Consider the following 18285-nt stretch of genomic DNA (forward strand, 5'->3'; position numbering starts at 1 on the left):
CGACCCGGTGCCGCCACCCATCGGGACGCCCGGTGGCCACGTGCCGTTTGCCTTGGGCCCGAACAGGGTCGAGGTGGAGGTATTGATGTAGTAGTCGCCATTGTTGCCGACGCTGTCGGTCGGATCGACCGAGCCGGACAGGATGGTGTTTCCGGCCGTGCCGGTATTACCGGTACCCGCCACCGAAACCCCTGCCGGCCACACGCCGTTTGCCTTGGGCCCGAACAGCATCCAGGTCACGGTATTCAGGTAGAAGTCCCCGTCTTTACCGATCTCGGGCCCGGGATCGGTGGTACCCGACAGCAAGGCGCTGCTGCTGGCCGCGGTCTGCGTTGTTGGCGACGTGGGTGACGTCGGCGTTGACGTTGACGTGCCGGTGCCTGGTGCTGTAGTGGCGGCAGTGGTAGAGGTCGAGTCGCCCCCGCCTCCCCCGCAACCTGCGACCGTGATGACGAGACAGGCGAGCGGCAAAGCCGCCAGCTTCATGTGGATGCGTTTCATGGATGGACCCCTTTTCCTTGGCCTTTTGAGCACGTAAAATTCGATGGCTTTGGCGGCGCCAACGATGAGGTCAATCTAGCTGGCGGAATTGGAATGGAAAATCGGCTCTATGGACGAGGCCGCGGTTATACGGAATGGCATCCCGCGGCGCGGATGAAAATACGCCGCGCCACCGGCGCGCAGGATAATGTCGGAGCGCACGGCACTGGTCATGGGGAACAGTCGCCGCGAGGCTGTGGAATTCCCGTGAAGCCTTGCAGGACAAGGCATTGCCGGTCATGGAAAGTCGTTTCCGGAGGTTCCGGCAGGCACCGCGGAACTGGTATCCAGGGCGCCGAAAAATGCGGTCAATCCCCACTGGAGGGGAATGCTGGCGCGAGCTGAACGGCTTAGCGAGGAAGTAGTAGACAGGCCGCCAGAGCGATCGGAAAAAGTATGTATAGAAAATGAAACGTCATGGGCCACATCAACTATGCGGTGGCCTGCTTCGATCCGCGGATTCAACCGGCCATTCGCGAGCGGATGATGCGGCGCCCTTATGCAGGGCTCACGTCAAAGCCGACAGCAGGATATTCTGCGCAGCCTCGCCGTCACGCGAGGCCTGACGCTCGTATCTACCGTCCGGCGTCATCTGCCAGGCGTCACACCGGTCTGCCAGGTACGGCTTCAGCCCTTCCGCGATGACGCGTTCCTTCAACCTGGCATCGAGGATGGGAAAGCAGATCTCGATCCGCCGGGACAGGCTTCGTTCCATCCATTCACCGCTGGACAGCATCACCTTTTCCGCGCCGCCGTCGTGGAAATATAAGATGCGCGAGTGTTCGAGAAACCGGCCCATGACCGATTTCACCGCAATGTTCTCCGACAAGCCGGCAACGCCGGGGCGCAGCGCACAGGCGCCCCGGATGATCAGGTCGATACGGACACCGTCGCGTGAGGCGTCGTACAGCGCCTGGATCAGGTCAGGCTCCAGCAATGCATTCATCTTGGCAATGATCCATCCCTTGCGCCCGGCCCTGGCGTGCCCGGCTTCGCGCCGGATCGCCTCAAGCAATGCCTGCTTCATCGTGAAGGGCGATTGCCAGATATGGGTCATGCAATGGGTCTGGCCACGGCCGGTCAGCTGGCTGAACACTTGCGCCACATCCTGCGTCAGCGACTCATTGCATGTGAGCAATCCAAAATCCGTATAGGTGCGCGTGGTCTGGTGGTGATAGTTCCCGGTGCCTAGATGCACATAGCGCCGGAGTTTCCCACCCTCGCGTCGCAATACCATGACCATCTTGGCGTGCGCCTTGAAACCGACGACCCCATAGATGACATGCGCGCCGACTTCCTCCAGTTGCGTTGCCCAACCGATATTGGCCTCTTCATCGAAGCGGGCCAGCAGTTCCACCACGACCGTGACTTCCTTGCCGTTGCGCGCGGCTTCGATGAGTGCCGAGAGCAGGACCGAGTCGTGCCCGGCCCGATACACCGTCTGGCTGATTGCCACCACATCGGGGTCCTGTGCCGCCTGCACGACAAAGTCCACCACCGGTGTGAACGACTGGAACGGGTGATGCAGCAGGATGTCGCCCTCGCGAATGGCGCGGAAGATATCGGAATGCTCGTGCAGCACCTTCGGCAGGCCGGCCCGGAAAGGCAGGTACTTCAGTTCCGGCCGGTCCATCTGATCTGGCACCTGCATCAGGCGAACCAGGTTGACCGGTCCGTTGACGGAGAACACCTCGCTTGCCGCCAGGCCGAACTGCTGCTGCAGGAACGCAGTCATTGCCGGCGTGCAGTTATCAGCCACCTCCAGCCGGACCGCATCACCATAATGACGGTGCGGCAGTTCGCCTTGCAGCGCCTCGCGCAGGTTCTTGACCTCTTCCTCGTCCACGAACAGCTCGCTGTTGCGGGTCACGCGGAACTGGTAGCAGCCGCGCACCGTCATGCCACTGAACAGCTCGCCGACGTGGGCATGCAGGATGGAAGAAAGGAAAACAAAGCCATGCTCGCATCCGGCGATATCCGGTGGCAAAGCGATAACCCGCGGCAGCGCTCGCGGCGCCTGCACGATCGCATAGCCGGAGTTGCGCCCGAACGCATCCTTGCCCTCGAGTTCGACGGCGAAATTCAGGCTCTTGTTAAGCACCCGTGGAAACGGATGCGCCGGGTCCAGCCCGATCGGTGTCAGGACCGGCATCAGTTCGGCGAAGAAGAACTCCCGGATCCATTCCGCCTGCGTAGGGTTCCACGAGGGCCGCCGCAAAAAGCGGATCTGCTGCTCGGCCATGGCCGGAATCAGCATGTCATTGAACAGGCGGTACTGCTGATCAACCAGCTCCCGGACCCGTTGGTTGACCCTCGCATAGACCGCCTGCGGCGTCAGCCCGTCCGGGCCGGCCACCGGAGACTGAAGCAGGCACTGCTCCTTCAGGCCGGCCACGCGGATCTCGTAGAACTCATCCAGATTGCTGCTGAAGGTACACAGGGAACGCAGGCGCTCCAGCAGCGGCACCGCGGGATCGGCGGCCTGCTGCAGCACGCGCCCGAAGAACTCCAGCTGGCTGAGTTCACGGTTGATATAGAGCTCATTGCCATTCAGCAGGCCATCCGGATCGACCGGGGTGCCGAGGCGCTCCTCCCCCGCGTCCGTCGGCGACGCATTTTGCATGGGATCGGATTCGGGTTTCATGGTGTGAGTGCCTGTGCGGGGGAATCCTTCCAGATTCTAGCTGGCGTATCACGCATATCGGGGCGAATTGGATCGCACTGCTCCCGCGAAATACGTACCATCTTATGAGCATCCGATGCGTAGAATGATCTTACGCGCCCACTGGAGCTGCCGATGACACACGAAATACTCTCTGCGACCGAGACCACCCCGGACGGCCTGAAGCGCTTGATCGAGCATATTGGAGATGCTGCAGCGCAAGGGCACCTTGACCCGGAGTTTGTGCGCAAGCTGGCGAAGCGCATTGCCAACGAATTGCAGGAGATGAAAGCGACCAGGCTGCCGGGTGACCGCGAGCTTGCCGGGCTGGACGACGGCATAGAGGCCCTGCTGCTGGCCGCGGACCGCAAGTACGGCGCCAGGCTGACCCGATCACTGCAGAAGTTGCGGGAGCACGAAATCCCTTTCACCGGCGCGGAGTCGAATGGAGGCCAGCCGCACTAGCAGTGCCGCCTGGTGACGCAGTGAATTCACTAAGCAGGTAGTTCAATGATTTTGGTTGTGATTACCACCGCGGATAACCGTGGAACCTATGTCAAAGACTGACAAGAAGCGATACCTGAAAGCACTTAACCGGCGCCTGAAGAAAGCGTCGGCCGGAAAGTTCGATACGCTCTTTGTCTTCGACCCGCCCGGTTCGAAGCCGAAGAACGCCACGGGCGTAACAACCAGCGGCCCAGCCAGTGACGAGATCCTTGCAGTGATGAACGCAGTCCAGGCCAGCGTATACGCAAAATTCGAGGACACGGCAAAGCTCGGATAAATGGAACGCGAACTCAAGCTCGAGTTGCTGCAGGACCAGGCCGAAGGCCTGATCGGCTTGCCCCTGGTGTCGTCCTGCTGCGTGGAGCCGCCGCACGAGGACAGGCTCGTGAGCACGTATTTCGATACGTCGGATCTTGCCTTTCGGCGTATGCACGCATCGCTGCGCGTACGACAAGCGGGTGATCATTACGTGCAGACCTTGAAGACCTGTGGCACGCAGCATGGGGCGCTTTACGAGCGGGAAGAGTTTGAGTCGGTGGTTTCCGGAAATACGCCAGATCTTGGTGCACTACGAGACAAGCTGCCCGAGGGCACTGCGTTGGGGACGCTGCTCCGTGAAGGCGACCTGGCAGAACGCCTGAAGCCGATCTTCATCACGGATGTCCGGCGCACGGTCCTGCTGTTGCGCTTGCCACAGGGGGACGAGGTCGAACTGGCTGTCGATCGCGGCGTGGTCCGTGCGAACGATGCCACGGAACCAATCCGCGAGCTTGAGATGGAGATCCAGGCCGGGGAGCCGGCCCATCTGTCAGCGTTTGCCCTGCGGCTGCTCGACGCAGTGCCAATGCGCCTGAGCCGCGCCAGCAAAGGCGACCGTGGCTATGCACTGGTCGCTGACGAGGCCAATGAAGCGGTACGGGCGCAGCCCCTCAGGCTGGCCGACGCCGGGTCGGCGGAAGCGGTGTTTCAGTGCATTGCCCGGAACTGCCTGGCGCAAATCTCGGGGAACGAACGCGGCGTGGTCAACAGCTCCAATCCGGAAAGCGTGCACCAGATGCGTGTCGGCCTGCGTCGCCTGCGCTCGGCGCTTGATATCTTTGAGCCGCTGATTGCCTGCCCGCCGGCATTGCAAGCGGAACTCAAATGGATTGCGGATGAACTGGGCCCCGCACGCGACTGGGACGTGCTCGCCAACACCACCTTGCGTGAGGCGTTCGATGGGGCGCCGGAGGACGTGGGCGCGGGCGCGGTGCTTGCCGCGGCGAAGGCAGTCGCAGCCGATGCCCGGCAACGCGCGGCCCAGGCCGTGAATTCCGATCGTTACACCCGGCTGGTCCTGACGCTGAGCCATTGGCTGGGCAGCGCGGACTGGGACCATGGGCTGGACGAAGCGCAGCGCGCGGCACTTGCCGGATCCGCCAGGGACTTCGCGCTGACCACGTTGCGCAAGCGGCAACGCAGGCTGCTCAAGCGGGGCCGAGGCATGGCCAGGCTCGATGAGCAGCGGCGCCATCGTGCGCGTATCGCCGCAAAGAAGCTGCGCTACGCGACCGAGTTCTTTGAATCCTTGTTTGCCGCGAATAAGTTGCGCCGCTATCGCCGGCAACTGTCGCGCCTGCAGGATGACCTGGGATGGCGCAATGATATGGCGGTCGCAAAGGGACTGTTGCTGCGCCTGGGGACAGAGCGGCAGCAACTTGCGATTGGCTGTGGCTATGCGCGCGGCTATATCGCAAAGGGTGTCAGCGTTGACAGGCAGCCGCTGCGCCGCTTCTGGAAACAATTCAAGGCGGCGCGCCTGCCCGCTTAGCGCGGCTTCCGGACATCGGCGCACGTTCATCGTCGCGGCCAGTCCCTGCGCACTGCAGCGAAGACGATTTCACCGTCGCCGGCCCCGATTCGTCAGCCGGTCCCCGCCAGCAGAGTTTGTCGCCCTCAGCGTAAACCCCAATGACATAGCCGGCACATTGACAGTTTCCTGACAGCCTTCCCCGCCTAGAATCGGGCCCCTGGTTAGCCGGATCGGCCGCGAACGCCGGAATCCCCGCCAGGGACGAGAAACACAGCCTCCCTGGCCCCGGCTGGCCGGCCAGCGAAACGCTCAATTCACGACAGGAACGCAAATGGAAAACGGTGCACGCGAACAGATCCCGGCCACGCTGATCCCCGGCGACGGGATCGGTCCCGAAGTCGTCGACGCCACCGTCCGGGTGCTGGATGCGCTTGGCGCCCCATTTGCCTGGGATATCCGACGGGCGGGGATGGCAGGCGTCGAATACAGCGGCGATCCCTTGCCCGAAGACACGCTGGACAGCATCCGCCGCACCGGCCTGGCCCTGAAGGGGCCGCTGACCACGCCGGTGGGCGGCGGCTTCCGCTCGGTCAATGTGCGCCTGCGCGAGGCGTTCAACCTCTATGCCAATGTGCGCCCGGCCCGCACCCTGGTGCCGGGCCGCTTCGAGAATATCGACCTGGTGCTGGTGCGCGAGAACGTCGGCGGCTTCTATGTGGCCCATGACTACTACATCCCGGTCGGCGACGACCCGCATGCGGTAGCGGTGTCCACCGGCACCAACACGCGCGACGCCTGCCGGCGCATTGCCCGCTTCGCCTTCGAGTACGCCGTCAGGAACGGCCGCAAGAAGATTACCGTGGTGCACAAGGCCAATATCCTGAAGGCGCTCACCGGCATCTTCCTGGAAGCGGCGCGTGAAGTCGCCCAGGACTATGCCGGCCGCGTGGACATGGACGACATTATTGTCGACGCCTGCGCCATGCAGCTGGTGCTCAACCCGTGGCGCTTCGACATGCTGCTCTGTACCAACCTGTTCGGCGACATCCTGTCGGACCAGATCGCCGGCCTGGTTGGCGGGCTTGGCATGGCGCCGGGCGCCAACATCGGCGACGACGCTGCGATCTTCGAGGCGGTGCACGGCTCCGCGCCCGACATCGCCGGCAAGGGCATTGCCAACCCCATCTCGCTGATGCTGGCGGCCGGCCTGATGCTCGACCACGTGGGCCGACAGGACCTGGCCACGCGCCTGCGCTCAGCCATCGAGCTGACGCTCAGCCAGGACCAGGTGAAGACCGGCGACCTGCACGGCACGGCCTCCACGCTGCAGTTTGCGGACGCGGTAGTGAAACGCATCGAATCCGCCAACTGAGCCACACCCGCGCGGCCCGCCTGGGCCAGCGCACAAGACTGCCTCCCTCCGCGGTCATTCCATACCCGGCACGCCCTGCCGTGCCGGCGGGATCGGCCTCGCCCTTGACCTCGTGCGCCAGACGGACGCACACACACCCGCCCCCAAGCGCCCCACGCTGCAGGGCGGCAAAGAGATACAGAGAAAGATGTTGACCCTGCTCGCCTATTCGATGGTGATCGTGTTCATGGCACTGATCATGACCAAGCGGCTCTCCGCCATGGTGGCGCTGATCCTCGTTCCGATTGCGTTCGCCGCGATCGGCGGTTTCGGCCCGGAACTCGGCCCGATGATGCTGGACGGCGTCAAGAAGCTGGCGCCGACCGGCGTGATGCTGATGTTCGCCATCCTGTATTTCGGCCTGATGATCGATGCCGGGCTGTTCGATCCGGTGGTGCGGGTGATCCTGAAATTAGTGGGCGGCGATCCGGTCAAGATCATCATGGGCACCTTCGTGCTGGCCGCGCTGGTGTCGCTCGACGGCGACGGCTCGACCACTTACATGATCACCTGCGCCGCGATGCTCCCGCTCTACAAGCGCCTGGGCATCAGCCGGCTGGTGCTGGCCTGCGTGATCATGATGGCGGGCGGGCTGATGAACATCCTGCCCTGGGGCGGCCCGACCGCGCGTGCCGCCAGCGCGCTGGGCGTGGACGTGGGCTCGCTGTTCGTGCCGATGATCCTGCCGATGATTGTCACCGGCATGTGGGGCCTGTTCGTGGCATTCCTGCTCGGCCGCCGCGAACGCAACCGGCTTGGCACCATCGCACTGATGCGCACCGGGGCCGGTGATGACGGCCATGCCATGCCGGAGGCTGCCGCCGGCGATCCGCAGATCGCCAGGCCGAAGCTGCTGTGGTTCAACCTCCTGCTGACCATCGCCCTGATGGTGCTGCTGATTCTCGGCACCTTGCCGCTGCCTGCGCTGTTCATCATCGCATCCGCCATCGCGCTGATGGTCAACTACCCGAGCCTGCACGAACAGAAGGAGCGCATGGGCGCGCATGCCGCCAACGTCGTGCCGGTGGTGTCGCTGATCTTCGCCGCCGGCATCTTCGTCGGCATCCTGTCGGGCACCAAGATGGTCGACGCCATCGCCAACAGCGTCATCAGCGCCGTGCCGGACTGGATGGGCCCGTACATGGCCCTGGTGACCGGGGTGTTGAGCATTCCGTTCACGTTCTTTATCTCGAACGACGCGTTCTACTTCGGCATCCTGCCGATCCTGGCCAAGGCTGCCGCCGTCTATGGCATCGGCGCGGCGGAGATCGGACGCGCCTCGCTGATCGGGCAGCAGGTTCACCTGCTGAGCCCCCTGGTCGCGTCGACCTACCTGCTGGTCGGCCTGGCTGAGGTCGAATTTGGCGATCACCAGCGCTATACGCTGCTCTGGGCGCTGTCGGCGGCCGTGGTCATGATGCTGGCCACTGTTGCGTTCGGCGTGATTCCGGTCATTGGCCGGGCAGCGTGACAGCGAGGAAGCGGGACCGGGCGGGTCAACCACATCCGCCTGCCTGACGTTTTACCCGAACGCAACTTGCAAAAATTTACAAATAGCCTGGCAGACGGTCCGGCTGGGTCCGCCCTTCTGGCAATAGAGGATCACATATCGCCGGCACATAAGGCCACATTCGCATCGAATGATCCCGCCAGCCTTCCTTCGTTGCCAGGGACGTATGCAAAGCGTTGCAATAGGGTTAGATCGAATATGTTACTGAATGTAAATGGCGTAACTTGATTACAAGCTGTACCGCTGGCATTGCGACGCCAATGCTGGTGGCTTGAGTAGTGGGGGGCATCATGCAGCATTCCAGCCGATTCGCGTGCGACCTGGGCCGCGCGCATCAGTCCGGCCGCAACGGCCGCCACGGCAACACCGGTGCTTCCCGCAGCCAGTCCATTCGACATCGACGGCACCTGAGCCGCGCGCAGCACTTCTGGGTGCACCAGCGCCACCTTCCCACCTACGCACCCGCGGCAGAAGCCTGTCGCCCGCCCGCCCACCTTGCACGAAGCCGGCCGTGCGGCTGTCGGGCACGCCAACTGCGCTGAAGCCCGCATTGCGCAGCACCCGGTTTGCCGGCCCCTGCGCCAGAACAACACACCAACCAATTCAAAAAGGCGGGAATCGCCATGGCGCTCTATGCTCTGCGGGAACTCACGCTGCAGTCCCTTGGCCCGCTCGGGGCGATGATCGAAGCAGGTTATCGCGCAGTCAATTTCTGGGGCGAGTCGGTCGCCTGGCTTCCGGGACTGCGCGAGGCCGACGCCGCGCTTGAGTTGTTCACCCGGCTGACCAAGTCCTACGGGAAACCTCGCTTTGAGATCGACGAGGTCTTGGTACGTGGGCAACGGGTGGCCGTCACCGAGACCGCGCTCATCGAAGAGCCCTTCTGCCGGCTGCTGCATTTCAGGAAGGACATGTCCAGTCCTGGCCCCCGGGTGTTGCTGGTGGCGCCGCTCTCCGGCCACTACGCCACCCTGCTGCGCCCGACGGTCGAGGCATTGCTGCCCGGTCATGATGTCTATATCACCGACTGGGCCGATGCGCGCGTGGTCCCGCTTGACGCCGGGCACTTCGATCTTGGCGGCTATGTCGATTACCTGAAAAAGTTCTTGCGATACCTCGGCGCCGGCACGCATATCGTGGCGGTTTGCCAGCCCGGGGTCCCGGTGCTTTGCGCGGTCGCCCAGATGGCCGAAGACAACGAGCAGGTGCAGCCCCGCTCCATGACCCTGATCGCCGCGCCGATCGACACCCGCGTCAGCCCGACGGCGGTCGACCAGTTCGCGCGGCAACATTCGCTGGCGTGGTTCGAGGCCAACGTCATCGAACGGGTGCCCGCCGGCTACCCGGGAAACGGGCGCCGGGTGTATCCGGGCTTCCTCCAGCTTGCAGGCTTCGTATCGATGAACGTCGCACAGCACGCCGGTGCTCATCTCGACTTTTACCGCCACCTGGTCGATGGCAGGCAGAGCGAGGCAGCCAGGCATCGCAAGTTCTATGACGAGTACAACGCCGTACTCGACGTGCCGGCCGAGTACTACCTGGAAACCATCCAGAAGGTTTTCCTGGAGCATCACCTGTGCCGCGGCTGCATGGAAGTCGGCCAGCGCCGTGTCTACCCCGAGGCCATTAGGAACGTTTCATTGCTGACCATCGAAGGCAGCGACGATGACATCACCGGTCGCGGCCAGACCGAAGCGGCTCACGCGCTCTGCGCAGGCCTTGCCGCCGACCGGAAAGAACACCTGGTCGTCGACGGCGTGGGTCACTACGGCACCTTCGCCGGCCAGCGTTTCCGGGAGTCCATCCTGCCTGCCATGACGCAGTTCATTCAGCGGTGCGCAGACTGAGCGCTGCGTCGCATTGGCGAGGACGGTTGCGCAAGCTTCCAAGCCGGGGGACTGGCAAGCAGTGCAACGCCTGCGTATGCCAGCGAACAGACCTTTCCGATTGCCGTGGCACCCTTGCTCTCAAGGCGATCCGGCATGCGAAAGCGCTGCCAGTAGTGACCTTTGAAAGCTGGCCGCGATAGGGGCTTTGTTGCTGGTGGTCGTTTCTGCCTCACCGCATCTGCTGCCGCGGTCAGCGTCGGCTGGAGTTTTTGTGCGCCAGCGTCTATAACGGAACGCCTGCACGTCCCGCACCCGTGCTCGGAGTAACGGCGGGAGCTTTTGCCTGGTGACGTGACATCCGCCAGCCCTTCCATGGATCTGGCGCGTTGCTTTTCTGTCGTCACCGAGTTGTACAAAGAAGATAGCGGCAGGGGGTGTCACGTCATGGAATCCATTTCGAAGTTCACCCAGCGTTGCAGGATGTTGGGGTACTACGCGGTCGCCTGCATCAGCGTGGCCCTCGGGGTGCTGATTCCCCCTGCGCTTGCAGGTGACAAGACTACCGCCTCCTACAGCTACTTCGTAAGCGGCACAAAGTACTTCGAGACTGGCAATCCGGTGCCGGTGCAGACCCTCCCCACACCGCAGCCACAGGCGGTGCAGCCGGTGGTCATCATGGGTGGCGGGCCCGATGTAGACGGCGCGTATCGCTGGATGATTCAGCAAGCGGGCATTACGAAAGCAACGGGCGGCCGCCTGGTCGTGATTCGCGCGACCGGCACCGACGCTTACGACCCTTACTTCTATTACAGCAACAAGAAGAACGCGACCGATATGCCCGCGGTGGACGGGTATGTCGGTGGCGCGTACCTCGGCCTGACTGCGGCGGAAACGCTGGTTATTACCGACACTGCCGCGGCGAATGACCCGTTTGTCAATGCCGTTGTCGGCAGCGCGAACGCGTTGTGGATTGCGGGCGGCGACCAGAGCAACTACATCAAGTTCTGGAAAGGTACGAAGCTCAACGCGACCATCGCCGCGCTCATGCAGCAGAACGTACCTGTTGGCGGCACCAGCGCCGGGGCCAACGTGCTGGGGCAGTTCGTTTTCTCCGCCATCGAAGGGACGGTCACATCGACGCAGGCGCTGAGCGATCCGTACAACAAGTACATGACATTTGACCCGAAAGGGTTCTCCGGGCCCAGTTTCCTGAACGCTACGGCACTGGACGATACGTTCGTCGATCCGCACTTCGACTCGCGCGATCGCATGGGCAGGCTGGTCACGTTCCTGTCAAGAAGCATTGCGCCATGGTCCGGTTCAGGCTGCGAGGGCGGAGTCCTGAAGAACCCGTCGGCCGCCCGCGGGATTGGCCTTGACGTCGAGACAGCATTGCAGATTCAGAAGATCTCAGGCCGTTTCATTGCACAGCGCGTCACCAACCTGTCCACGACATCGCCCAGCGCTGTTCACTTCCTGAGGCCACTGACTTCGCCCGCGGTCTGCGCGCCCGGCAAGCCGCTAACCATCTACGGCGTCCATGTCCAGCGGCTGGACGACGAGACTGTCTTTGATATGACAAACTGGTGGAACGGCGGCAGCGCGGGAATCGAAGCGTATGTCGTTGACGAGAACGCCGGCATCCAGAGCCCGGCCACCATACATTACTAGGGCCTGTTCGCCTCCTCCGCCAGCGCCTGGACCTCCGGGCCTGGTTCGCCATCCCTGGTAGCAATCAGTGCTTTCGGCGTCAGCGGGATCAAAAGCAGGATCATTGCGTACACCACGGTAGTCGCGATCACACAATATGTGAAACCGTGCGTTGGGCTGCTGTTATAGATCCATGAGCCCAGGAGATCGCCGGCACGCGCCGAGAGCGCGAGAACGCCATCCACCAGCATCATCAAGGTTCCTTGCAGGCCTGGCGGACAGGACCGCATCGCGAGATCGAAGTATGCTGCCGTGGCGACACCGCCCATCAGCCCTATCGGTGCCGCCAAGACAAGGGCAAGATTGGCCGAGTGAATGAATGCCAGCGGAATCATCTGCGGCACTGCGACGATCGTTCCCCACCACAGCAGCTTGTTCAGCGATACCTTCTTGCACAAGAAGCCATACAGCAAGAATGTCGGGATGAAGGCGGCGGCAAAGATCCCGTTGTAGTACGAGTAAACGGAATCCGATGCATGCAGCTCATTGCTCAGATAGAACTGCAGCGGCGTGGCCGCTCCTGGCGCAAAGTTCCACAGAAAGCAGATGAGAACCGCTGGATAAACAGCCTTATGTCTCACCAGCCGCCTGACATTGCCAACGAGATCCGTGCCCCTGGCTTGCGGCTTCTCGTAAAGATGGCCGAAGACGGAAACGGGCTTCCAGAGCCCCAACAGGGCAATCGACAAGGCGAACATCGCTACCAGGAGGAAGGCTTCTTTTGCAGCCAGATGATCGGAGATGTACCCGGAGGCGAACGCTGCCGCAACAACCGGGACCGAGCCGACCACGTTCAACAGTGCGCTCAGGCGCCCGGACATGAGCTTCTCCTGGCCCACCAGAGCGATCAGCCCCTGATACGCTGCGGCGATAAACCGGGACGACAGCATTGCCAGCAGCAACCCGATGACCAGTCCCGCGTATGAGAAACCTGAAAACGCCATCCAGATGAATGCCACTGCGGTCACCGGAGCGAAAATCAGGAAGAAGCCGCGATCCCGCAATCCCAGCGGGCTCCATTGGTCGCGCGCGAGACCAAAAACGAATGCAAGATACACCGGTATTCCCGTCACCAGCCGGAATATCGAGATCTGCGTTGCGGTCGCATGCAACTGGTTCTTGAGCAGGTACGACGTCTGTATATCCACCAGGGAACCGGCTGGTGTTGCCAGAGCGATGAACAGGGTCAGGCAACCGAAATACAGCAGGGTTCGGTCGCTGCCCTCGGAACCATCATGACCAGAAGCGGCCAGCATTTTCGTCGCTCAGCGTTGCACGTATCAGATGTCCCACGCCAGGCGAATCCGCTCGCGAATGCCAGCCAGGCGCTCGACCGGCTCATTGGCGTATACGAAGCGCAGGTACCGGGCCATCCATCGGCGTGGCCGCCACCTCGCGGATCGTATGTGACGCCGGATGATGTCATCCCTTCTTTCTCTCAACTCCATTGAAATGGGAAAACGAGCCAGGGGCAAGTGACATTGCGCATGGAAGCAATGTTTGCTGACGCACATTGGCCGCGGCAATCCTCGCTTCCTGGCGATGACTTCCCATCGTGGGGCGCCTAAGATTGCCAGACATCAAAAAGGGGCACCGCCTGGCACCGTGGCCGGCTCGCTTTGGAGCGACCGCATGCCTCAGACCTGGCTACCCTCTCCACGGCGACGTTCTCACTGACGGAGCAGAGAAACATGAAACCAGAACCATTTGCAGTGACTCCGGATGCGTATGCACGCGCGCTCAACGTGGTAGGAGAAAGGATCACGGTGCTGGCGTCCAATGCCGCCACGCAAGGTTATGAGGTATTTCTGCAGCAGGGCGAAGAAGGCAGTGGCCCACCGCCCCATAGCCATGACTGGGACGAATCGTTCTACGTTACCAGGGGGACGATCGAGATCGGCTATGGCGATCAAGCGATCACTGCTGTCGCTGGCACCTTTGTTCATGTGCCGGCGGGCACCGTGCATTACTTCCGGTTCGGCATCGGCGGCGGCGAAATGATTTCAGTCACCAGCCACGGCGGAAGCGCATCGCGCTTGTTCACGCGGCTCGATGAGGAAATTCCGCCAGGCGCGCCAGACATGGAGAAGCTATTGGCGGTGGCGCAAGAGTGTGGCATCAAAATTTCAGGGTGAGCGCTGGCCCGGACACACCCCCTCGCTTCGACCGCTGCCTCGGCTGAGGTTCTTCCTTCTGCGTGTTTCGCCGCAACCTGCTACGCAGCCACGGCCTTGCGCTCCCTGCCTGATTTCGTTCCCGGCTGGGCATTCGGCCCTGCCGCGCCCTGCAGCAGCCAGCAGCTCAACTGCACCGAGCGCGCCATCAGCCTGCGCCGTCCGGCAGCATCGGCTTCGATGTAGTCGACGCATTGATGGAATAGGTAGGAAACGACGTACGCGCAGACGTCGTCAATGGCCGGGCGTGAGAGCTTGGGACACAACCCCAGCCGTTCGATGTCTTCCGCCATCTCGGCGGCGATGTCATCCAGCACCGTGCGAATGGCAACGCGAAGCGCGGGCTGCGGGCCCGTGATCCCGCACACACCAACGATGAATGCATCCGGGTGATGCTGCGCGTACAAGAACAGGGCTTCGCACGCACGCGTGGCCACTTCACCCGGGTTGTCGCGGGCAGCGGCCCATCGGACCGCACGCAGCATCGGCCGCAGTTCGGCGCTTACCTCGGCCATGGCGGTGATGGCCAGGTCTTCCATGTCGCTGAAATGCCGGTAGAACGTGTTGGGATTCAGGCCGGCCTCGCGCGCGATCTCGCGCAGCTTGAGTGCCGCAAAGCTGCGCTTGGCTGCGGCCAGCCGCAACGCGGCGTCGATCAGGCGGCGTTTGCCGTCGGCAATGGCTTCCATGAATGCGGTTTAGTAGCAGGACTCGGTTTTTGCCCGACATGCTTCGTTGACAGCATGTCTACAGTTGTCTACGCTTGCGCCGGTAGACAGATGTCTACGTTAAATGAAACGGCCGCACGTGGCAAATCGCGTGTCAGCGCCCGTTCAGGAGACACCGCCCTGCCATGCCGCCGCCCATTGAGCTATCCAGCCCCGACCAGGCCTCCGACGCGCCGCATCCATCCCCTGCCCGCCCCATGCATGCCCCCAACCCTGAGCCCATCCCGCGCGACCCGGGTTGGCCGCTGGTGGGCAACCTGCTGCAGATCACACCCGGTGCGCTGGGCCAGCACCTGCTGGCGCGCAGCCGCCATCATGACGGCATCTTCGAGCTGAATTTCGCCGGCCGGCGCGTGCCGTTTGTGACGTCGGTGGCACTGGCCAGCGAGTTGTGCGATGCCGCGCGTTTCCGCAAGTACATCGGCCCGCCGCTGTCCTACCTGCGCGGCATGGCCGGCGATGGCCTGTTCACCGCACGCTCCGACGAGGCCAACTGGGGCAAGGCGCACCGCATCCTGATGCCGGCGTTCAGCCAGCGCGCGATGAAGGGCTACTTCGACGTCATGCTGCGCGTGGCCAACCGGCTGGTGGACAAATGGGACCGGCAAGGCCCGGATGCCGATATCGCCGTCGCGGACGACATGACGCGGCTGACGCTCGATACCATCGCGCTGTCCGGCTTCGGCTACGACTTTGAATCGTTCGCCAGCGCAAACCTGCACCCCTTCATCGAGGCCATGGTCGGCGCGCTGGAAGAGGCGATGTCCAAGCTGACGCGCTTTGCCCTGCAAGACCGCTTCATGCATGCGGCACACCAGAAGTTCGACCAGGACACCCGCTTCATGCGCGACCTGGTTGACGACGTGATCCGGCGGCGGCGCGCGGGCAACGCGGCGCAACGCCGGGGCAGCACGGCCAACGACCTGCTCGGCCTGATGCTGGAAGCGCGGGATCCGGACACCGACCAGCGGCTGGACGACGAGAACATCCGCAACCAGGTGATCACGTTCCTGATCGCGGGTCACGAGACCACCAGCGGGCTGCTCACCTTCGCGCTGTACGAACTGCTGCGCAACCCGGGCGTGATGGCACAGGCTTACGCGGAGGTGGACGCCGTGTTGCCCGGCGACGCTGCGCCGGTCTACGCCGACCTGGCGCGGCTGCCGGTACTGGACCGCGTGCTGAAGGAAACGTTGCGCCTGTGGCCCACCGCGCCCGCCTTCGCCGTAGCGCCGTTTGAAGATACGCTGCTGGGCGGCCGCTACCTGATCCGCAAGGACAGGCGCCTGTCGGTGGTGCTGACCGCGCTGCACCGCGACCCCAAGGTGTGGGCCGACCCGGAACGCTTTGACATCGACCGTTTCCTGCCTGAGCAGGAGGCAAAGCTGCCGCGCCACGCCTACATGCCTTTCGGCAACGGGGAGCGTGCCTGCATCGGCCGCCAGTTTGCGCTGACCGAGGCCAAGCTGGCACTGGCGCTGATGCTGCGCAATTTCCAGTTCACCGATGCGCACGATTACCAGTTCCGCATCAAGGAAACGCTGACGATCAAACCCGACGGATTCACGGTGCGTGCGCGCCGGCGCCGGCCGCATGAGCGCATCGCTGCGGCGCCGGTCGCCGGGACCGCGCAAGCGCCGCAGGCGGGCCCTGATGTGCAGGGCGGCGGCAGGCCGCTTGCCGTGCTGTGCGGATCCAGCCTTGGCACCGCGCGCGAACTGGCTGAGCAGGTGCATACCGGCGCGCTGGCGGCGGGCTTTGATGCGACGCTGCGCGACCTGGACGATGTGGCCGACGCGCTCCCGACCACCGGCCTGGCCGTCATCATCGCCGCCACCTATAATGGCCGCGCGCCGGACTCGGCAAGGCGCCTCGAAGCGCTGCTCGATAGCGGCGCCGCCAGCGGCTACCGCGCAGAAGGGCTAAGCGTGGCCGTGTTGGGCTGCGGCAACTCGCAATGGCCGACGTACCAGGCCTTCCCGCGCCGGGTCTATGAATTCTTCACCAATGCCGGCGCCAGTCCGCTGCTGCCGCGTGGCGAAGCCGACGGCAACGGCGACTTCGACCAGGCCGCGGAACGCTGGCTGGCCTCGCTGTGGCAAGCCTTGCAGGCCGGTGACAGCGTGGGCGGGCCGGCCCACGGAACGCCGCCGGTCCGGGTGCAGATGAGAGACGTCGCCGAGATCCGCGCGTCCACGCTGCCGGCAAACACCCAGGGCTTCACGGTCCTGGCCAACACCGAGCTGGTGAACGATCCATCCGGCCTGTGGGACTTCTCGCGCGAGGCGCCGCGGACTTCCACGCGCGATATCCGCCTCAGGCTGCCCGCAGGCGTGCGCTACGCCACGGGCGACCACCTCGCCGTCTATCCGCAGAACCAGCCCGGGATGGTCGCGGCCCTGTGCGAGCGGATCGGCATCGACCCGGACGCCATCGTCACCTTGTCCGCCTCCGGCGGGGCCGCGCGCGGCCTGCCGCTGGGCGAGGCCCTGTCCGTGCGGCAGCTGCTGACCCATTTTGTGGAACTGCAGGACGTGGTGTCGCGCCAGACCTTGCGCCTGCTGTCGCAGTCTTCGCGCTGCCCGGTCACGCGCCAGGCCCTGCAGCAGCTGGCCTCGGACGACGCCGAGAGCGGGTACGCCGCCCAGGTGGCACCGCGCCGGCTCGGGCTGGCCGACATGCTGGACCGCTTTCCCGCCATCGAGTTGGACCTGGCCGGCCTGCTGGCTTGCACCGTGCCGATGCGGCCGAGGTTCTATTCGATTGCCTCATCGCCGCTGGTCTCACCCGACGTGGCAACCATCACCGTCGGCACGGTCTGGTCTGCGGCGCTGTCGGGCCGCAGACTCTTCCGCGGCGTGGCTTCTACCTGGCTGCAGGGCCTGGCGCCCGGCGCCATGGTGGCGGGCGCCATCCGCACGCCCAATCCCGCCTTCGCTCCTGCGGCGGACCCGGCCACGCCCATGATCCTGATCGGCCCCGGCACGGGCATTGCCCCGTTCCGAGGCTTTCTTGAGGAGCGGGCCGCGCAACAGGCGGCCGGCCAGCCGGTGGCCCCGGCGCAGCTGTACTACGGGTGCCGCCACCCCGCGCACGACTGGCTGTACCGCGACGACGTGGCGCGCTGGCAGGCACAGGGCGTGGTGCAGGTCCACCTGGCCTGTTCCGTCGTGGATGGCGAGCCGCGCTACGTGCAGGACCTGTTGTGGCAGCGCCGTGCCGATGTCTGGGCCCGGCTGAACCAGGGTGCGATCGTCTACGTGTGCGGCGACGGCCGCCACATGGCGCCCGCGGTCAGGCAGGTGCTGATTCAGATCGGCGCAGAGCAAGGGGGGATGACACCAGAGGCTGCGTCGGACTGGCTGGCGGAGTTGGTCAGCACGGGCAGGTACCGGCAGGATGTCTTCAACTGACGCCCCGCC

Annotated in this window: 13 protein-coding genes and 1 pseudogene; 9 read left to right on the forward strand and 5 right to left on the reverse strand. The window is 63.9% G+C overall.

Going from position 1 to position 18285, the window contains the following annotated elements; genetic code table 11:
- Positions 1-501: pseudogene (locus AC3WL8_RS19245) on the reverse strand (hypothetical protein); the annotation flags it as partial.
- A gap of 547 nt (positions 502-1048) precedes the next feature.
- The gene (gene ppk1 / locus AC3WL8_RS19250) at positions 1049-3184 is read right to left on the reverse strand and encodes a polyphosphate kinase 1 (RefSeq protein WP_153955853.1); all 2136 of its coding nucleotides are present in this window, start codon (positions 3182-3184) and stop codon (positions 1049-1051) included.
- 153 nt (positions 3185-3337) lie between these two features.
- Here ppk1 and AC3WL8_RS19255 point away from each other — a divergent pair, with 153 nt between their 5' ends.
- From AC3WL8_RS19255 to AC3WL8_RS19275, 5 genes are all read left to right on the forward strand, one after another.
- A complete protein-coding gene (locus AC3WL8_RS19255; RefSeq protein ID WP_013952656.1) occupies positions 3338-3667 on the forward strand; it encodes a hypothetical protein in 330 nt (109 codons plus the stop codon).
- Positions 3668-3755: 88 nt separating this feature from the next.
- Positions 3756-3986: a hypothetical protein gene (locus tag AC3WL8_RS19260; RefSeq protein WP_013952655.1), complete on the forward strand. Its 231-nt coding sequence runs from the start codon at positions 3756-3758 to the stop codon at positions 3984-3986.
- Complete coding sequence (locus AC3WL8_RS19265) at positions 3987-5519, forward strand: CYTH and CHAD domain-containing protein (protein WP_492378642.1); 1533 nt, start codon at positions 3987-3989, stop codon at positions 5517-5519.
- Between the two features lie 313 nt (positions 5520-5832).
- On the forward strand, positions 5833-6873 hold the full coding sequence (locus AC3WL8_RS19270; protein ID WP_153955855.1) for an isocitrate/isopropylmalate dehydrogenase family protein: 1041 nt from the start codon (positions 5833-5835) through the stop codon (positions 6871-6873).
- Between the two features lie 187 nt (positions 6874-7060).
- A complete protein-coding gene (locus tag AC3WL8_RS19275; protein ID WP_153955856.1) occupies positions 7061-8383 on the forward strand; it encodes a CitMHS family transporter in 1323 nt (440 codons plus the stop codon).
- A 131-nt stretch (positions 8384-8514) separates the two neighbouring features.
- Here AC3WL8_RS19275 and AC3WL8_RS19280 read toward each other — a convergent pair whose 3' ends face one another.
- Positions 8515-8868 carry a hypothetical protein gene (locus AC3WL8_RS19280; protein WP_153955857.1) on the reverse strand — a complete coding sequence of 118 codons (354 nt, stop codon included), beginning with the start codon at positions 8866-8868 and terminating at the stop codon, positions 8515-8517.
- Positions 8869-9045: 177 nt separating this feature from the next.
- On the opposite strand from AC3WL8_RS19280, the gene AC3WL8_RS19285 reads away from it, so the two are divergent.
- Complete coding sequence (locus tag AC3WL8_RS19285) at positions 9046-10269, forward strand: polyhydroxyalkanoate depolymerase (protein WP_211982157.1); 1224 nt, start codon at positions 9046-9048, stop codon at positions 10267-10269.
- Between the two features lie 426 nt (positions 10270-10695).
- Positions 10696-11922: a cyanophycinase gene (locus AC3WL8_RS19290; RefSeq protein WP_492378643.1), complete on the forward strand. Its 1227-nt coding sequence runs from the start codon at positions 10696-10698 to the stop codon at positions 11920-11922.
- On the opposite strand, the gene AC3WL8_RS19295 is transcribed toward AC3WL8_RS19290, so the two are convergent.
- Complete coding sequence (locus AC3WL8_RS19295; RefSeq protein ID WP_492378644.1) at positions 11919-13217, reverse strand: MFS transporter; 1299 nt, start codon at positions 13215-13217, stop codon at positions 11919-11921. The two genes, AC3WL8_RS19290 and AC3WL8_RS19295, sit on opposite strands and share 4 nt — an antisense overlap.
- Positions 13218-13652: 435 nt before the next feature.
- Here AC3WL8_RS19295 and AC3WL8_RS19300 point away from each other — a divergent pair, with 435 nt between their 5' ends.
- Complete coding sequence (locus AC3WL8_RS19300; protein ID WP_013952647.1) at positions 13653-14096, forward strand: cupin domain-containing protein; 444 nt, start codon at positions 13653-13655, stop codon at positions 14094-14096.
- Positions 14097-14176: 80 nt separating this feature from the next.
- Here the strand turns inward: AC3WL8_RS19300 and AC3WL8_RS19305 are convergent, their stop codons facing one another.
- A complete protein-coding gene (locus AC3WL8_RS19305; RefSeq protein WP_013952646.1) occupies positions 14177-14824 on the reverse strand; it encodes a TetR family transcriptional regulator in 648 nt (215 codons plus the stop codon).
- A 164-nt stretch (positions 14825-14988) separates the two neighbouring features.
- Between AC3WL8_RS19305 and AC3WL8_RS19310 the strand changes: the two genes are divergently transcribed.
- The gene (locus AC3WL8_RS19310) at positions 14989-18276 is read left to right on the forward strand and encodes a bifunctional cytochrome P450/NADPH--P450 reductase (RefSeq protein WP_492378645.1); all 3288 of its coding nucleotides are present in this window, start codon (positions 14989-14991) and stop codon (positions 18274-18276) included.
- Positions 18277-18285 lie beyond the last annotated feature (9 nt).

The organism is Cupriavidus sp. FW305-F7 (genome assembly GCF_058782875.1).